Origin of the sequence: Candidatus Synechococcus calcipolaris G9 (genome assembly GCF_029582805.1) — a bacterium.
Lineage (GTDB): Bacteria > Cyanobacteriota > Cyanobacteriia > Thermosynechococcales > Thermosynechococcaceae > Synechococcus_F > Synechococcus_F calcipolaris.
Map to the genome: position 1 here is coordinate 275,034 of NZ_JAKKUT010000002.1, position 18,181 is coordinate 293,214.

General features: G+C 49.4%; 10 protein-coding genes. 7 read left to right on the forward strand and 3 right to left on the reverse strand.

Annotated features, from left to right (window positions below; genetic code table 11):
- Positions 1-105: 105 nt before the first annotated feature.
- A complete protein-coding gene (locus L3556_RS04005) occupies positions 106-1,440 on the reverse strand; it encodes an alkaline phosphatase PhoX (RefSeq protein WP_277866020.1) in 1,335 nt (444 codons plus the stop codon).
- Positions 1,441-1,826: 386 nt separating this feature from the next.
- Here L3556_RS04005 and L3556_RS04010 point away from each other — a divergent pair, with 386 nt between their 5' ends.
- The 5 genes from L3556_RS04010 to L3556_RS04030 all read left to right on the forward strand — a co-directional run bounded on the left by L3556_RS04010 (position 1,827) and on the right by L3556_RS04030 (position 11,877).
- Positions 1,827-6,473: a glutamate synthase-related protein gene (locus tag L3556_RS04010; protein WP_277866021.1), complete on the forward strand. Its 4,647-nt coding sequence runs from the start codon at positions 1,827-1,829 to the stop codon at positions 6,471-6,473.
- A 70-nt stretch (positions 6,474-6,543) separates the two neighbouring features.
- Complete coding sequence (gene purC, locus L3556_RS04015; RefSeq protein ID WP_277866022.1) at positions 6,544-7,290, forward strand: phosphoribosylaminoimidazolesuccinocarboxamide synthase; 747 nt, start codon at positions 6,544-6,546, stop codon at positions 7,288-7,290.
- The gene (gene purL / locus L3556_RS04020; protein ID WP_277866023.1) at positions 7,290-9,650 is read left to right on the forward strand and encodes a phosphoribosylformylglycinamidine synthase subunit PurL; all 2,361 of its coding nucleotides are present in this window, start codon (positions 7,290-7,292) and stop codon (positions 9,648-9,650) included. Before purC ends, purL begins: the two co-directional genes overlap by 1 nt.
- Positions 9,651-9,867: 217 nt before the next feature.
- Positions 9,868-11,325 carry an amidophosphoribosyltransferase gene (gene purF / locus L3556_RS04025; RefSeq protein ID WP_277866024.1) on the forward strand — a complete coding sequence of 486 codons (1,458 nt, stop codon included), beginning with the start codon at positions 9,868-9,870 and terminating at the stop codon, positions 11,323-11,325.
- A 93-nt stretch (positions 11,326-11,418) separates the two neighbouring features.
- Positions 11,419-11,877: a DUF29 domain-containing protein gene (locus L3556_RS04030; protein ID WP_277866025.1), complete on the forward strand. Its 459-nt coding sequence runs from the start codon at positions 11,419-11,421 to the stop codon at positions 11,875-11,877.
- Positions 11,878-12,713: 836 nt separating this feature from the next.
- Here L3556_RS04030 and L3556_RS04035 read toward each other — a convergent pair.
- Positions 12,714-14,216, reverse strand: a complete 1,503-nt coding sequence (locus L3556_RS04035; protein WP_277866026.1) for a DUF6119 family protein — start codon at positions 14,214-14,216, stop codon at positions 12,714-12,716.
- A gap of 573 nt (positions 14,217-14,789) precedes the next feature.
- On the opposite strand from L3556_RS04035, the gene L3556_RS04040 reads away from it, so the two are divergent.
- On the forward strand, positions 14,790-15,974 hold the full coding sequence (locus L3556_RS04040) for an NAD(P)H-quinone oxidoreductase subunit H (RefSeq protein WP_277866027.1): 1,185 nt from the start codon (positions 14,790-14,792) through the stop codon (positions 15,972-15,974).
- 16 nt (positions 15,975-15,990) lie between these two features.
- Here L3556_RS04040 and L3556_RS04045 read toward each other — a convergent pair whose 3' ends face one another.
- Positions 15,991-17,166 (reverse strand): M20 family metallopeptidase, encoded by a 1,176-nt coding sequence (locus tag L3556_RS04045; RefSeq protein WP_277866028.1) that lies wholly within the window; start codon positions 17,164-17,166, stop codon positions 15,991-15,993.
- A gap of 366 nt (positions 17,167-17,532) precedes the next feature.
- Between L3556_RS04045 and labA the strand changes: the two genes are divergently transcribed.
- Positions 17,533-18,063 (forward strand): low amplitude/bright protein LabA, encoded by a 531-nt coding sequence (gene labA, locus L3556_RS04050; RefSeq protein ID WP_277866029.1) that lies wholly within the window; start codon positions 17,533-17,535, stop codon positions 18,061-18,063.
- Positions 18,064-18,181: the final 118 nt, after the last annotated feature.

Sequence of the window (18,181 nt, forward strand, 5' to 3'; positions counted from 1 at the left end):
CCTAGGGGACTCGCAGGGGAACCATGGGGCGATCGCCTTTGTAAGGTAAAGTCTACTTCTAAGAATTACAAGGGCTTAAAATCCGGTATCGGGGGAGACCGCAGGTTAGGTGCGGGTTGTCCAGGGGCCCCAAATCGCAAAGGTCATGCCCGGATGGTAAATATTCACAAACATCGTTTGTCCATCCGCTGAAAAACAAACCCCCGCAAATTCCTGGCTGTTGAGGGCATTTAAGGCAAAAGTGTACATCCGACCCTGGGGGGTTACGCCCACCAAGCGATTGATCTCATCTTCGCCATCCTCACAGCAGATTAAATCCCCAAAGGGAGCCATGACAATATTGTCTGGGTAGTTTAATACCCCTTTGTCGGGGGATTCCACAAATAGCTCTAGGGTACCCCCCTGATCCGCCGTTGCACCGGGCCGGTATCGCCAAATTTGCCCTAGACGCTTGGTGCCGCCACTGGTGGCCGTAAAGTAAAATTCACCTTTGCTATAGCAGATACCTTCGCCTCGGGTAAAGAGGGCGGCTCCCTTGTTAAACCCTTGGAATCGCACCGTATCGTCGGCGGGATCTGGCTCAGGAATATCCACCCATTCCACGTCAAAGGAACGACCCACGGGAAAATTCAGGCGGGTATTGATTTTAGGGGCCGATTTAATTTTCAGGGCTTGGAGCGTTCCCCCCGCCGGCAAATCCCCCGGTTTGTTGGGAATAAACCGATAAAATAAGCCATCCCCACGATCTTCAGTTTGATAAATAATATTGGTTTGTGGATCTACGGCGATCGCCTCGTGTTGAAAACGCCCCATGGCCTTGAGGGGAATGGGAGTCACTAATCCCCGCGCCGCGATCGGCACCTCAAAGTTATAACCATGGCGTTTTTGTACCGGGCCATGGCGACCGGGATTTTCCGGAGTGGAGACATTTTCTTCACAGCTAATCCAGGTCTTCCAGGGCGTGGAGCCACCGGCGCAGTTTCGATAGGTTCCGGCCAAAGTAGAACAATCTTGGATTAATTGGCGATCCTTACTGACCACTAGAGTGGTGGTGCCGCCGGGACAGAGGGGATCATACTTTTGGTCGGGACGGGCCTGAACCGGTCGAAATCCACTGGGTAGGCCTGGATAGACTTCATGGTTACGGACTAAAATTGTGGTGCCATTGGCCCCTGGAAAACTGGCCATGCCATCATGTAAGGAGGGGACACGATAGCCATCACTCATGGGATCCCCCAACTTAGAAAAGACCCGATACTGAAAGCCGGGGGGTAAATCTAAAATGCCTTGGGGATCCTTAACTAGGGATCCGAATCCCTTTGTTTGAACAGATTGTCCTTGGGCCGCCCGCTGATAAAGGAGTTGCAAGCCTTGGGGAAGCAAGAGTGCCCCTGTCCCCATTGCAGCCATAGTCAGAAAATGACGACGTGATACAGCCATAGGCTAGTCCTTATCAACAACTGAATCAGGAACGCTTCAACATTGGCAGACACGCTGTCCCCTGCAAATGTCCCAGAATCCTAACAACCTAACAAAGCGTAACAAGTTTTGGTTCCTTTGGCCAGGGATTTTGCCCTTGGGATTCCCCAATCCCTAGCCGACCCCTATAATAGATGGGCAGACCTAGAATTCCTGTCTAAACTGACCCTCTCAGACGGTTTAGTTCGGTATATGTTTCTAGTTGCCCACCCATGCCTAAATCGCTAGGGTGACAATTTAGAGTCTAGCCTTTTAGGGTCTATACTATGCCTGCGAATTGCCAATAACGCCTAGACATATTTCTCGAAATATTACTAAAATTCACAATCGTTTCGTCTGTCATTGCTATGCACAATCAAAATTCCCCCTCCGGCCATCAGTCTCTCCCCGCCGACAGCGGTTTTTCTGGGTATCCATGGTTGGTGGAGGAACGAGATGCCTGTGGGGTTGGTTTTGTTGCCCATCGCGAGGGAAAGGCCAGTCATAGCATTGTGGAGCAGGCCCTCCAGGGATTAACCTGTCTGGAGCATCGGGGTGGTTGTAGTGCCGACAGAGATTCGGGAGATGGCGCAGGTTTGATGACCGCTGTTCCCTGGCAATTACTACCAGAATATGGCATTCCCCGGCAAAATATTGGGGTAGCCATGGTCTTTTTACCCCAGGGCGGGGCGACGGCGATCGCCAAAAAAATAATTGAGGAGTCCCTGGGTAGCTCGGATCTAAAGTTCTTGGGGTGGCGGCAGGTTCCGGTCAACCCCGATGTCCTCGGCCCCCAAGCTCGGCAAAACCAACCCCAGATTGAGCAGTTATTTGTTGCCTCTAGTACCCTGAATGGGGATGCCCTAGAGCGGCAACTCTACCTGGCTCGGAAGCGGATGGAGCAGGCGATTAATGCCACCAAGGCAGCATGGTGTAAAGATTTTTATGTTTGTTCGTTTTCTAACCGGACAATTGTTTATAAGGGGATGGTTCGCTCCGTCGTCCTGAAGGATTTTTATCTAGATCTACAAAATCCAGACTATATCAGTGTGTTTGCGGTGTATCACCGTCGCTTTAGCACCAACACCATGCCCAAATGGCCCCTCGCCCAACCCATGCGCTTTTTGGGCCACAATGGTGAAATCAATACCCTTTTGGGGAATATTAACTGGATGCGGGCCCGCCAAGCCCAGTTGGCCCATCCCGTCTGGTCAGATACTTTTGGGGAATTGCTGCCCATTGTCAATGCAAAAAATAGTGATTCCGCCAATTTGGACAATGCCCTAGAACTTTTGGTGCAGTCCGGTCGCCAACCCCTGCAAGGGATGATGATGCTGGTACCAGAGGCCTATCAAAATCAACCGGATTTGGTAGAGCATCCAGAAATCGTCGATTTTTATGAGTTTTATAGCGGACTCCAGGAAGCCTGGGATGGCCCGGCCCTGATTGTCTTTAGTGATGGCCATGTGGTGGGGGCAACCCTTGATCGCAACGGTCTACGCCCCGCCCGCTATACCATTACCCAGGATGGTCTGGTGATTGTGGGTTCCGAAGCCGGAGTCATTCCCGTCGAAGAGGCCAATGTCCTAGAGAAAGGCCGCCTCGGCCCGGGGCAAATGATCGCGGTGGATCTACAAAACCATGAGCTACTCACCAACTGGCAAATTAAACAACGGGTGGCTGCCCACGCCCCCTATGGTGAATGGCTAAAAACCTACCGCCAAGACATCGAACCCCAAGCCTACCAGGAAGATTTGGCGATCGCCCCCCCCGACTATCTCCAGCAGCAGATGGCCTTTGGCTACGGGGCCGAGGACGTGGAAATGGTGATCGAAGCCATGGCCAAGGATGGTAAGGAACCCACTTTTTGTATGGGGGATGACATTCCCCTAGCGGTGCTATCGGAGCGGCCCCACCTGCTCTATAACTACTTTAAGCAGCGGTTTGCCCAGGTCACGAATCCGCCCATTGACCCCCTGCGGGAAAAACTGGTGATGTCCTTAGTGACCCGACTGGGGGCCCGGGGGAATCTTTTAGACGAGCAAGGGAGTTTTGCCCGATTGCTCCAACTCAATTCCCCATTGATCAATGAAGCAGAATTAACCCAAATTATGGAGTCGGACTTTGGGCCGGTGCGGCTCTCCACCCAGTACCCCTTAGCGGCTGGGCCCACCGGTCTCGAAAAAGCCGTCGGGAATCTCTGTCAGCAGGCCATTGCGGCCGTTCGCCAGGGAGCAGAAATTCTAGTCCTGAGCGATCGCCATGACGGGGCAGGGACATTGCACTACCTGGATGCCGAAACCACCTTTATTCCCCCTCTTTTAGCCGTGGGCGCGGTTCACCATAGCTTGATTAGCCAAGGGATTCGCCGTCAAGTCTCCCTAGTGGTAGAAACGGCCCAGTGCTGGAGTACCCACCATTTTGCCTGCTTGATTGGCTATGGGGCCGGCGCGATTTGTCCCTACCTAACCTGGGAAACCATTCGCCAGTGGTGGCACAGCGATCGCACCCAGAATCTTTTTTCCAAGGGTAAGTTAGCCCCAATGGATCTGCAACGGGTTCAGGCCAACTACCGTAAATCCATTGAAGATGGCCTGTTGAAGATTCTCTCAAAGATGGGAATTTCCCTGGTTGCCAGTTATCGCGGGGCGCAAATTTTTGAGGCCATCGGGATTGGTTCCGATCTGTTGCAGTTAGGTTTCATTGGTACCACGTCACGGGTGGGGGGCCTAAGCATTACGGATCTGGCCCAGGAAACGGTAACGTTCCACAGCAAGGCCTTCCCGGAAATGACCAGTAAAAAGCTGAAAAACTATGGTTTTGTCCAGTTCCGGCCCGGGGGTGAATACCACATGAATAACCCGGAGATGGCCAAGGCTCTCCACAAAGCTGTTGCAGATAAAAACTATGATCACTACGAGGTCTACCGCCAGCAGCTTACCACCCGGATTCCCACGGCCCTGCGGGATTTGCTGGAGTTCCAGAGCGATCGCCCGTCCATTGATTTAGACCAGGTGGAGCCGGCCAGCGAGATTGCAAAACGCTTCTGCACCGGTGGCATGTCTCTGGGTGCCTTGTCCCGGGAAGCCCATGAAGTTCTGGCGATCGCCATGAATCGGTTGGGAGCCAAATCCAACTCTGGGGAAGGGGGCGAGGATCCGGTGCGGTTTGAAATCCTTGAGGATGTGGACAAGGATGGCCATTCTCCCCAACTGCCCCACCTCAATGGCCTCCGCAATGGAGACACCGCCAATTCTGCGATCAAACAGGTGGCCTCGGGCCGATTTGGGGTGACACCGGAATATTTAAGCCATGGCAAGCAAATTGAGATCAAAATGGCCCAGGGGGCCAAGCCAGGGGAAGGGGGCCAATTACCGGGGCCAAAGGTCAGCCCCTATATTGCCATGCTGCGCCGTTCTAAGCCCGGTGTGCCCTTGATTTCACCCCCACCCCACCATGACATTTACTCCATTGAGGATCTAGCCCAACTTATTTTTGATCTGCATCAGATCAATCCCCAGGCCAAGGTTTCCGTAAAATTGGTGGCGGAAATTGGCATTGGTACGATCGCCGCTGGGGTGGCCAAGGCAAATGCCGATGTGATCCAGATTTCTGGCCATGACGGTGGCACGGGAGCGTCGCCCCTCAGTTCCATTAAGCATGCCGGTAGTCCCTGGGAATTGGGATTAACCGAAGTCCATCGGGTGCTGCTGGAAAACCAACTGCGGGATCGGGTGACCCTGCGGGTTGATGGTGGTCTTAAGTGCGGCTGGGATGTGATCATGGGGGCCCTGATGGGGGCCGAAGAATTTGGCTTTGGCTCGGCGGCCATGATTGCCGAAGGCTGTATTATGGCGCGGATTTGCCATACCAATAACTGCCCCGTGGGGGTAGCTACCCAAAAAGAAGAGCTACGGAAGCGGTTCCCTGGCATTCCTGACCATGTGGTGAATTTCTTCCTCTTTATTGCCGAAGAGGTGCGTTCCATTCTGGCGAAGCTGGGCTATAGCAGTCTCAATGAGATCATTGGCCGTTCGGATATTCTTACTCCACGCGCCGATGTTCACCTCCAGAAAACCCAATCCCTAAATTTGGATTGCCTGACCCAACTGCCCGATACCCGCAGCGATCGCCAGTGGCTTGTCCATGAAGCGGTGCATAGCAATGGTGACGTTCTCGACGATCGCATCTTGGCGGAAGCTGATGTTCAAACGGCAATCTGTGAACAACAAACCGTGGAAGCCACCTATGGGATTGTGAATACCGATCGCACCGTGGGGGCCCGAATTGCTGGGGCGATCGCCCGCAAGTACGGTAATACAGGCTTTGAAGGACAGTTGACCCTTAACTTTGAGGGCAGTGCCGGTCAGAGCTTTGGTGCCTTTAACTTACCAGGGATGATCCTCAAGCTGGTGGGCGAGGCCAACGACTACGTGGGCAAGGGAATGCACGGCGGTGAACTGATTATTACCCCCAAACCTGACGCTCCCTATGCTGCTGCCGATAACGTGATTATTGGTAACACCTGTCTTTATGGAGCGACCGGCGGCGTTCTCTATGCCAATGGCCGGGCTGGAGAGCGGTTTGCCGTCCGCAATTCCAAGGGTACTGCGGTGGTCGAAGGAACTGGCGATCACTGTTGTGAATACATGACCGGCGGTGTGGTGGTGGTTCTGGGAACAACGGGCCGCAATGTCGGGGCCGGCATGACCGGGGGGTTAGCCTACATCTTAGATGAAACCCACACCTTCCCCGCTAAGGTCAACCCAGAGATCGTTAAACTCCAGCGGGTCGTTTCGCCAGCGGGCCAAACCCAGCTACGGAACTTGATCCAAGCCCACAGCGATCGCACCGGTAGCCCCCGTGCCCAGGAGATTCTCAGCCAGTGGGACACCTATCTACCCCAATTTTGGCAGGTGGTTCCCCCCTCCGAAGCCGATAGCCCGGAAGCCAATCCAGAGATGCTCTCCCAGGCTGAGACAGCAACGGATAAGGTGTTAACCCCGGTACAGTAAACCCGTGCAAATGGGTGAATTCAATTTGTAGATTCAATTAGTAGATTGTTTTAGGGGCTGGAGGGTCACGATGTCTGTTTCTTCGCCTCTCTACGAGGGCAAGGCCAAAAAAATCTACGCCAGTGAGGATGCCGACATTCTTATTGCCCACTTTAAGGATGATGCCACGGCCTTTAATGCCCAAAAACGCGGCTCCATCAAGGCCAAGGGGGAAATGAACTGCACGATCGCCAGCCATTTATTTCGCTACCTTGGCCAACAGGGCATTCCCAGCCATTTTATTGATCAACCGGCCCCCAACCAAATGCGGATCCAGGCGGTGGAGATTATCCCCCTAGAAGTCGTTGTCCGTAATCGCGCCGCCGGGAGTCTTTGCCGTCAGACAGGTTTGCCCCTAGGCATGGAGCTATCACCACCCCTGGTGGAGTTTTATCTCAAAAATGATGAACTGGGGGATCCCCTGCTTACAGGCGATCGCCTCAACCTCCTCAATTTAGCCAGTCCCGATGAAATTCAAACCCTGAGAACCCTGGCCCTAGAGATTAACCAGCACCTCATTGAGTTTTTTAATCACTGCGCCATTACCCTGGTGGATTTTAAGTTAGAATTTGGCCGCGATCGCCAGGGCACAATTTTGCTCGCTGATGAGATCAGCCCCGATACCTGCCGCCTTTGGAATCAACAGGAAACGGATCCCGATCGACGGATTATGGATAAAGATCGCTTTCGCCAAGATCTAGGGGATGTAGAAACGGCCTATGCCCAAGTCATGGAGCGAGTCTTGAAAAACCAGGAATTTAGCAAAGGAACTGCTTAATGGTTGCCCCGTCCCCTGCGTCCGCCGCCGAGATTGCCGCCGAGGGCCTCAAGCCCGAAGAATATACAGAAATTGTCCGGCGGTTGGGTCGCCATCCCAATCGGGCCGAATTGGGCATGTTTGGGGTGATGTGGTCAGAGCATTGCTGTTATAAAAACTCCCGACCCCTCCTGAAGCAGTTTCCCACCCAAGGCAAACGGGTACTGGTGGGCCCGGGGGAAAATGCTGGGGTTGTGGACTTAGGGGATGGGCTGCGGTTAGCCTTCAAGATTGAGTCCCATAATCACCCCTCGGCGATCGAGCCATTTCAGGGGGCCGCCACCGGTGTCGGTGGTATTTTGCGGGATATTTTCACCATGGGGGCCCGGCCCATCGCCCTCCTCAATGCCCTGCGGTTTGGTAGTTTAAGGGATGCCAAAACCCGCCAACTCTTCCAGGGCGTAGTCGCAGGCATTAGCCACTATGGCAACTGTGTCGGTGTACCCACCATTGGCGGGGATGTTTACTTTGAGCCAGCCTATGGTGGCAATCCCCTCGTGAATGTGATGGCCCTAGGTTTAATGGAAACCGCTGAAATTGTCAAATCCGGTGCCGCTGGGGTGGGGAATCCCGTATTGTATGTGGGATCAACCACCGGTCGGGATGGCATGGGGGGAGCCAGTTTTGCCAGTGCCGAACTCAGCGATGCCTCCATGGACGATCGCCCGGCGGTGCAAGTGGGGGATCCCTTCCTCGAAAAATCCCTCATTGAAGCGTGCCTAGAGGCCTTTCAAACCGGGGCAGTCATTGCCGCCCAGGACATGGGGGCAGCGGGCCTCACCTGCTCCACTGCCGAGATGGCAGCAAAGGGGGGGGTGGGGATTGAACTGAATTTAGATCGGGTTCCAGTACGGGAAACGGGGATGGTACCCTACGAATATTTGCTATCTGAATCCCAGGAACGGATGCTATTTGTAGTGGAACAGGGACGAGAGGATGAACTCATTGAGATTTTCCAGCGGTGGGGGCTTCAGGGGGTCGTTGCCGGCCAAGTCATTGCCGACCCCATTGTGAGAATTTTCTTCCAAGGGGCGATCGCCGCTGAAATTCCAGCCACGGCCTTAGCCGATGACACACCGCTCTATGAACGGCAAAAAATGACCACCCTGCCTGACTATATCCAAGACGCCTGGGCCTGGTCAGAGGCCGACCTGCCTCCCACATCGGTAACAGGTCTGACGGGAGAAAACCCCCAGGATTGGAATCAGGTCTTGATGGCATTGCTTGCCTGTCCCACCATTGCCTCTAAGTCCTGGGTCTATCGCCAATACGATCACCAGGTTCAAAATAATACCCTGATTTTCCCTGGCGGGGCAGATGCTGGGGTGATTCGCTTGCGGCCCCTACCTGGCCAAGCCTGTGACCATGGGTCTAGTCAAAAGGGCGTTCATCAAAAAGGAGTCGCCGCCACCGTTGATTGCAATGGCCGCCACGTTTACCTCCATCCCTACGAAGGGGCTAAAGGGGCAGTGGCAGAAGCGGCCCGGAATTTAACCTGTGTGGGGGCCCTGCCCTTGGCGGTGACAGACAATCTCAACTTTGGCAGCCCGGAAACACCAGTGGGCTATTGGCAGTTAGCCGAGGCTTGCCGGGGCCTAGCAGAAGCCTGCCAGAGCTTGGGTACTCCAGTCACGGGGGGTAACGTCTCCCTCTACAATGAAACCCTGGATTCCCAAGGCACACCCCAGGCTATTTACCCAACTCCCGTAGTGGGAATGGTGGGCCTCATTGAAGATTTGCAGCGGGTGGTGGGTCAAGGTTGGCAACATCAAGGGGATGCCATTTATCTCCTGGGCCTTCCCCCCTCCCTAGAGGTAGATTCACGGGTGAGTCTGGGGGGGTCTGAATATTTAGCGACGATTCATGGCCAGGTTGCTGGTCAGCCCCCCCAGGTTGATTTGGACTTAGAGCAGCGGGTTCAGGAGGTCTGCCGCCATGGTATTAGCCAAGGCTGGATTTGTTCTGCCCACGATAGTTCCGAGGGAGGCCTTGCCGTTGCCCTAGCTGAGGCCTGTATCAGTGGCGATCGCGGCGCGGCGATTACCTTACCCCTAGAAAGCACGATGGTTGGACGCTGGGATCGACTTCTATTTGGTGAGGGGGGGGCGCGAATTATTGTCTCCGTCGCCCTAGAGCATCAACCCACCTGGCAAGCTTATTTAAGGGAATCCCTGAAGGATTATGGGGTGTATTTAGGCCAGGTACAAAACCAGGGTGGAGAGCTTCTCCTTACAACCAATGATAATTTGGCCTTAATCAAGGTTAGGATAGAAGATATTAAAGCCCTTTGGCAAAATGCCCTAGTTAATTATTTTCACTAGAGGTTTAGTGTCATCATTTTGATCACATTTTGATTAAATTAGTCACGGTTTTAGCTGAAGACATAGAGTGGGGGCGACGAGAAATCGTCGATATAAATGATAAGTATGGAATTTATGAGTCTTTCCGAATTTGTATCAATGATGCTATGAGCATTATTTCATGAGTATTAATGTCTAAATTGTCTAAGCTGTAATAGTGTCTTTGCGGTAAAAATTCATGGCTCCATTCTCAATTGCTCGATCGGATAAGCCAGAAGAGGCCTGTGGGGTTTTTGGGGTCTTTGCGCCAACCGCAGAGGTCGCTCGTTTAACCTATTTTGGTCTCTATGCCCTGCAACATCGGGGTCAAGAATCTGCTGGTATTGCCACCTTTGAAGGGCAACAGGTTCATCTCCATAAGGACATGGGCCTCGTTTCCCAAGTTTTTGATCAAGATATTCTTGATAGTTTGGTGGGTGAGAGTGCCATTGGTCATACCCGCTACTCAACAACCGGGGGCAGTCGCATCGTCAATGCCCAACCCGTCGTTGTGGATACCCGTTTGGGGCCCCTAGCTTTAGCCCACAATGGGAATTTAGTGAATACCCCCCAATTACGTCGCCAAGTATTGGAATGCCTAACCCCTGAAGCCCATTTAATCAGCACAACGGATTCGGAACTCATTGCCTGGTCAATTGCCCAGTCCCTAGAAAACCATTCGACCTGGCAAGAAGCAGCCATGGCAGCGGCCCAACAGTGGCAAGGGGCCTTCAGTTTAGTGATTGGTACCCCCGATGGGTTAATAGGCCTACGGGATAGCCATGGCATTCGTCCCCTAGTGATTGGTGTTCTCCATGACCCAGACAGCGATCGCTGCAACTATGTATTAGCCTCGGAAACCTGTGCCCTAGATATTATTGGGGCTGCTTATCTGCGGGATGTGGAACCCGGCGAATTGGTTTGGATCAGTGAAAACCACCTAGAAAGCCACCACTGGAGTGTCCCCGATCGCAAGCTGTGCATTTTTGAGATGATTTATTTTGCCCGCCCCGATAGCCTCATGCATGGGGAAAGCCTCTACAGTTATCGTCAACGATTGGGCCAGCAACTTGGGCAAGAGTCCCCAGCGGATGTGGATCTAGTAATTGCGGTTCCCGACTCTGGGGTGCCTGCGGCCATCGGTTATTCCCAGTCCACCGGAATTCCCTATGCCGAAGGCCTCATTAAAAATCGCTACGTGGGTCGTACCTTCATTCAACCCACCCAATCCATGCGGGAATCGGGAATTCGGATGAAACTCAATCCCCTGCGGGATGTCCTAGAAGGTCAGCGCATTGTCATTGTCGATGATTCCATTGTGCGGGGAACCACCAGCCGGAAAATTGTCAGGGCCTTACGGGATGCCGGGGCCCGGGAAGTCCATATGCGGATATCCTCTCCACCAGTGACCCATCCCTGTTTCTACGGCATTGATACGGATAGTCAGGATCAGCTGATTGCTGCCACCAAGACAGTGCGTGACATTGCTGAGCAAATTGGGGTTGAGTCCCTGAGTTATTTAACCTGGCAGGGGATGATTCGTGCTACCCAAGACAGTGGCGATCGCTTCTGTTCTGCCTGCTTTACGGGTGAATATCCGATTCAAATCCCCGATCCGGTGAAGCGGGAAAAGTTACTCCTGGAAAAAATTAGTTGACCCCAACTTAGATTTGTTTTCAGTTCTTGAACCTGCGATCGCCCCAATGGTATCGATATGATTTAATCAAACACTCTTTACCGTCAAATAATTATGGCGATTATTACTGATTTAGCTCAACTGTATGAAACCGATACCATGGAGTGGTTAGAAGCCACAATTAACCTCCTCAAAAATCGTCAATTTGAAATCCTAGACCTCGAAAATCTAATTGAGGAATTAGAAGATTTGGGGAACGAAAAACATCATAGGGTTGAAAGTTTATTAGAGCAAATTATCCGCCATTTATTATTGATAGAATTCTGGGATATGGAACGGGATCATAATATCAATCATTGGCGATCGGAAGTTATTGGTTTCAGAACCCAGCTTAGAAGAAGACTAACGGCAAATTTACGCAATCATCTGAAACAACATATTGATTCCATTTATCAGGATGCTTTTAAGTATGTGAAAGCTAAAACTGGCTTTAATATAGAGTTTCCAGAGAATTGCCCCTACACCCTTGACCAACTATTCGATACGGATTGGTTTCCTGAAATCTTCCCTTAGTTCAATCCGCATAAAAAACTACGTAATGCACCTCTAGCTGGCTACATGTCACCTTATATACCTGTCAAAAGCTTACTCTAGCTACGGTAAGTTAGGACTTTTATTTTCCTCTTTATAATGTGACGTGCGCCCACATGACCATGTTGTGATCAAAGGTGCCGGAAGACCAAGTAAAGCATTAACGCAACGATCATGATTGATATTACTCTGGTTAATCAAAGCAATCAAGGGAGATGCATCGCAAAAAATCACTACCCTAATCCCGATGGTCTATAATTTTCAACCAAAAGGTCAGTGAATGCTTGTTTTGTATGTGCGGAAAGATTTGAAGGCTGGAACTGAACTCGACCTGCCCTACCTTTTAGGGCTTGATCTAAGGTCGTCCCGTTCTGAGGTTTTGAACTCTCATTAGGTAGTACTGTTAACCTTACACGCTGTCCGAACAGTTCAAGCGCGTGACGAAGAATTTCATCCCAGGTTCCTTCAAAAGAAGGCTACTCCATCAGACAACCTCCAAGCCATATTTTGAATAATGACAGGATTTCTACTGCCAGACACTAGCCTCAGACACACTCAAACAACAATGCCAACGGTAAGCTTGTAAGTACTATCGCCACAAGAGACTAGAGGGCTAACAGTGTCCACACCTGCAGCAAATAGACTCTATATCATCACCATACACCTTTCGGCAATCGGTGTGCATGGGCGTAGCCTGTTAAGTAGGTAGACCTAAGTATTCAGCATGCAGATCGGGACACAGGAAGGCTTTCAGCAATTTAGGACTACATTTAATTAGGTTCACTGACTTAGTATCCCCAAGGAACAAGAGTATCAGACTACTCTCTGATGTAGTTAACCTTAATTAAGGGGGTAAATCCGGCATCTATCAGAGTCCTTCTCCACTCTACAAGTTTCATATGGAGAATAATAGAATTAATATCTGAAAGTTTTTCAATTACCGTCTGTCGTTTTAGAATCATCCATAAGCATATTCCGTTTATTTCTACCGGTTCTTTATTTATCATGATACAATCAGCATTATTTTGAAGTATCTTAACGGTATTTATGGCTTGATCAATAACGTATGCCAATTTTTGTGGAGTACCCTTTTTCACAAAATATAAAACGCCATCCTTGTACAAATCCATCTTTTCGACTCTGTAACGTCCATCTAAGCTTTGCAAGTCTCTGTCGTAGTTTAGATATCCATCATTTTCACGCTCTTGGTTAAACCGAGCCTCATCAATCCCAGAGTTCACATCAAAAGCAGAATTGTAATCAAGTTTGATTTCATCAACTTTTTCCTCCAAAAATTCCACATACGATTGATTGAACTTATGCCAAACTCCGTCAATAAGGCAATAACGCTCGTCTTCTTTAATAAAATCTAGATAAAATTTGAGGGGCTTTGTATGATCACGTCCATATTCATTGTGGACTTTCACTTTTAAGTTATTTATTTCCTCTTGAATATTTATTCTGTGATTCCTCAAGAAGGCAACTAAAGATTCCAAATTCAGTTCATCCAGACGAACGGCTTCGTCACTTTTCCCCTTCAAATAAAGACTGTACTCATAGCTATCTGCAAAAATAAAATCCACTCCAGACATCGTAAATTCTTCTACGTTTATGCCTGAATCATTTTGAGTTCTTAAAATTGCCCTAGCCAAAGTTTTGTCCAGACGTTGAATTATACGACCATCTTTTACAATATCAACTTTTGGCAGTTTCACTCTAATTGGTTGACTGAGAACATCTTCTATTTCATTTATGACAGTTGGAATTTCTAAAGGTTGTTTTGCTATATTAAGATGCACGGACTTTCCGAAGCTAACCATTTTTCCCCATCTAGCTGAATCGATGGTTTTACCCTTTATATAGTGCATTGACTCTCCACTGTCGAACATTACTTGACTACCTTGCTGATATGTGGTAATCATTTTGCTTTTTGCGCTTTTATAATATTTTGAGTTTTTGATTTTGAGGTCATTTTCATCAATTATTCTTTCTGCCAAATTCAATCCAAACTCTGAATCACAAAATTGACTTAAGTAGAAATGTGCTTTACCTAGACTAATAGCATAACAAATTTCACTTCCTGAAATAAGAAGGACTCCAAAATGCATTAGATTCTTGGGCGTTTCTACATCTCCTAAAAACTCCTGATATGTTTCAACCCACCAAATTTCGATTTCATCAGGTTCACTAGAAAAGAAGAATTTCATTTGAAAACCTTCTACTTCTTGCTCACCTATCTGTTCTAGACCTGACAATCTCAGTTTTGCGATCAAATCCTCTTCTTGATCTTTGGGAATTCTATAAAGATTATATTTAGGCATAGTTTGAAGTAAATAACATATTGCAAGAGTACTAAAAAATGAACCTTAACAGCTGCACTTCAACCTCTAGTCACCTCAATTTCACTCTAAAAGTCAAGTAATCCTTAAGTAGCCGCCACTTGTGGAAAGCAATGCGGGCTAACTATAGCCGTCACACGTAGATTATGAACACGATTGAGAATAGAAGTATTGTCCTACAAGGATTTCAAAGATACATTCGTTCATAAATAATTTCGGACGGCTATATATTATTTATAGACCGCATCTGCATGCTAAAGCCCCTCAGCAGAACGTTGTCAAGCAATGGTGGTCTAACTCTGATATTATCGCTCTTCGATAATTTTAGAGAACATCAACGATTTACCATCGTTTCAGGCAACGAGGCATCAAGCTTTTAAGGAAGTTTAACAAAAGAGCGTTAGTATGCGCTTGCCCTGGTTGTTCGTTCTGTCTAGGGGATATCCTATTGAAGTTCGCCGGTAATACCTCTAGAATAAGCTAGACTCCTCCTAACGGATGGGGTTTTAAGCCCAAATTCCCGATCAACGCAAACCTCCACCCCAACAGCGATCTATGCCAACTCTTGAGACTCGCACCGAACCCATGATTATCAACATGGGGCCCCACCATCCGTCCATGCACGGTGTGTTGCGGTTAATGGTGACCTTAGACGGTGAAGATGTCCTTGACTGTGAGCCAGTGATTGGCTATCTGCACCGAGGGATGGAAAAAATTGCCGAGAACCGCACCAATATTATGTTTATTCCCTACGTGAGTCGTTGGGATTATGCTGCGGGAATGTTTAATGAGGCCGTGACAGTCAATGCTCCCGAAAAACTGGCGAATATCGCTGTACCAAAGCGGGCCAGTTACATCCGGGTGATCATGCTGGAGTTGAACCGCATTGCCAACCACCTGCTGTGGCTGGGGCCCTTCTTGGCCGACGTGGGGGCCCAAACCCCCTTCTTCTATATCTTCCGAGAACGGGAACTGATCTACGATTTATTTGAAGCCGTCACCGGAATGCGATTCATCAATAATAACTACTTCCGCATGGGTGGGGTGGCCGTTGATTTAACCTATGGCTGGGTGAGTAAGTGCCAGGATTTTTGCGACTACTTTCTGCCTAAGGTGGATGAATACGAGCGGCTAATTACGAATAATCCTATTTTTATCCGCCGTCTGGAAGGGGTCGGCACGATTACCCGGGAAGAAGCGATCAACTGGGGACTGTCTGGGCCAATGCTGCGCGGCTCTGGCGTGAACTGGGATCTGCGCAAGGTAGATCACTACGAATGTTACGACGACTTTGATTGGGACGTACAAACTGAAACGGCTGGAGATTGCATTGCCCGCTATCTGGTGCGAATTCGGGAGATGCGTGAATCAGTGAAGATCATTTACCAAGCTCTCAAAGGGTTACCCGGCGGCCCCTACGAAAACCTAGAGGCCCAACGGATGCTAGAAGGGGCAAAATCCAAGTGGAATGACTTTGAATATCAATTTCTTGGCAAAAAAATTGCCCCGACCTTCAAGATTCCCAAGGGGGAACACTACGTCCGGGTAGAATCCGGCAAGGGAGAACTGGGCATTTATCTGATTGGAGATGATAATGTCTTTCCTTGGCGGTGGAAGATCCGCGCCCCAGATTTTAATAATCTGCAAATCTTACCCAAGCTACTAAAGGGGATGAAGGTGGCAGATATTGTCGCTATTCTTGGCAGTATCGATGTGATTATGGGATCCGTCGATCGCTAGAATTCTCCTAGAACTCCTAAAGTTTCCAGTACTTCAGGGCTGCCTGGGCCAGGGTCATGACTCCCACGGTAATAGCCTGCTCATCAACCTCAAATTGGGGATGGTGCAGGGGATAGTTGGGGCGATCGCTGAAGCCCACCCCTAGACGAAACATAGCCCCCGGTGCATGTTCAAGGTACAGAGAGAAATCTTCTGCCCCCAAGGACGGTTCCGGCAGAATCTGTACTGCTTCCGGCCCCAACATATCCGTTGCCGCATCTGCCAACAATTGGGATAAAAAGGGACTGTTTTGCACTGACGGTACCCCTGGTCGATAGGTCAATTTGTAGGTAGCCCCATAGGATGCACAGACATTAGCAACAATTTGTTCAATCCAATCGGGTAATTGCTCTCGTGTTTCTGGATGGAGCGATCGCACCGTTCCCTGGAGTTGCACCTGATCGGCAATCACATTCGCTGCCCGACCACCACTAATTTTGCCAATGGTCAGTACCACTGGCCGTAAGGGGTTTTGGGTACGACTAATCGCCTGCTGCAAGGTTGTAATCACCTGGGCCGCAATCCAAATCGCATCGATGGCTTCGTGGGGTCGGGCCCCATGCCCCGATTCGCCAATAATAATTAACTCAATATCATCCGCCGCCGCCGTCAGGGCCCCATAACGCACTGCAATCTGCCCTGCCGGAATACTAGGGAAGACATGTAGGGATAGAATCGCACTCACATCCGCCATGATCCCATCCTGAATCATCCACCGAGCACCCTGGGCAATTTCTTCTGCAGGCTGGAAAATAAAACGCAATTTCCCCGATACATGCTCCTGTAACTCAGCCAAAATCATCGCCGTTCCTAGGCCAACGGTTGTATGGACATCATGGCCGCAGGCATGCATGATCCCCGGATGCTTGGAAGCAAACTCTGCTCCGGTACGTTCCTGGATCGGCAGAGCATCCATGTCAGTGCGAATCGCCAGGCATCTCTGATCTCCGCCCTTCCCAGGTAAATCAGCGACAACACCCAACCGTCCCACCTCTTCCCGCACGCGGAGACCCGCCGACGACAAAACCCCTGCCACGTAGGAGGCCGTTTGCTGTTCTTGGCCACTGAGTTCAGGATGTCGATGAAAATGACGGCGAATTTCAATTAAACGAGGGGTGAGAGTTGTTGCCAATTCGCGAATATTTACATCCATGGGCCAGCGCAGGAGTCCCTATCTCAGTAAATTTAGTATAGAATATTGAAGAGTTATTAAGTTCTTTTTAATAAAGTAACACTTTCTTTGGAGTGTGTACTCTGAACATTTTTCTGTAGATATATCTACTATCCATGAAATATAGAGGTTAATGGCAGTTTTTTCAGTTCGCACTAGATCAGCATTGGTCATTTCCTTTTTGTTGCTTTGTTTAGATCATTAAGGTCTTTGGCCTATTTTATGATGTTGATTTTATACTTGCGATAAATTATCCTATCATCCCGGAGTTTAAGAAGTAGATTTACTTTGTCTTCCCTGGGATATTTATTCTCGCTACTAACTCCTAAATTCCTAGGTTCCTATCTCATGCAGTCGAATTACGAACGCCTATCCATTTTTGTGGATGGGAATAATATGTTCTATGCACAACAAAAGAATGGGTGGTTTTTTGATCCCCGACGAGTTTTGGAGTACTTTACCCAAGATACTAACATTACGCTAGTCAATGCCTTTTGGTATACCGGCCTTAAGGATCCCCAAGATCAGCGATCCTTTCGAGATGCCCTGATTAATTTGGGATATACCGTCCGCACCAAAATGCTGAAGGAATACTATGACGATACGGTGGGAAAGTATTCCCAAAAGGCTAACCTAGATATTGAAATTGTTGTGGATATGTTTAATACCGTAGGGCAGTACGATCGCGTGATCCTATTTAGTGGTGATGGCGATTTTGAACGAGCCATTGAACTGTTGCGATCGAAAAATACCCATATTACAGTCGTTTCCACGGAAGGAATGATTGCTAGAGAACTTCGCAATGCCACAGATCGCTACATTGACCTAAATGAGTTACGTCCCCACATCGAGAAAAGTGATGGTTCAAACCCAGGTTAGATTGTTTTCCCTATGAGCCATCTAATCTGGTCAAGCTGACTTGCATCAAATCAAAATAGAAAAACTCCACCCAGACCTCAGCCTAGATGGAGCATCATAATTTTTAATCTCAACCCAA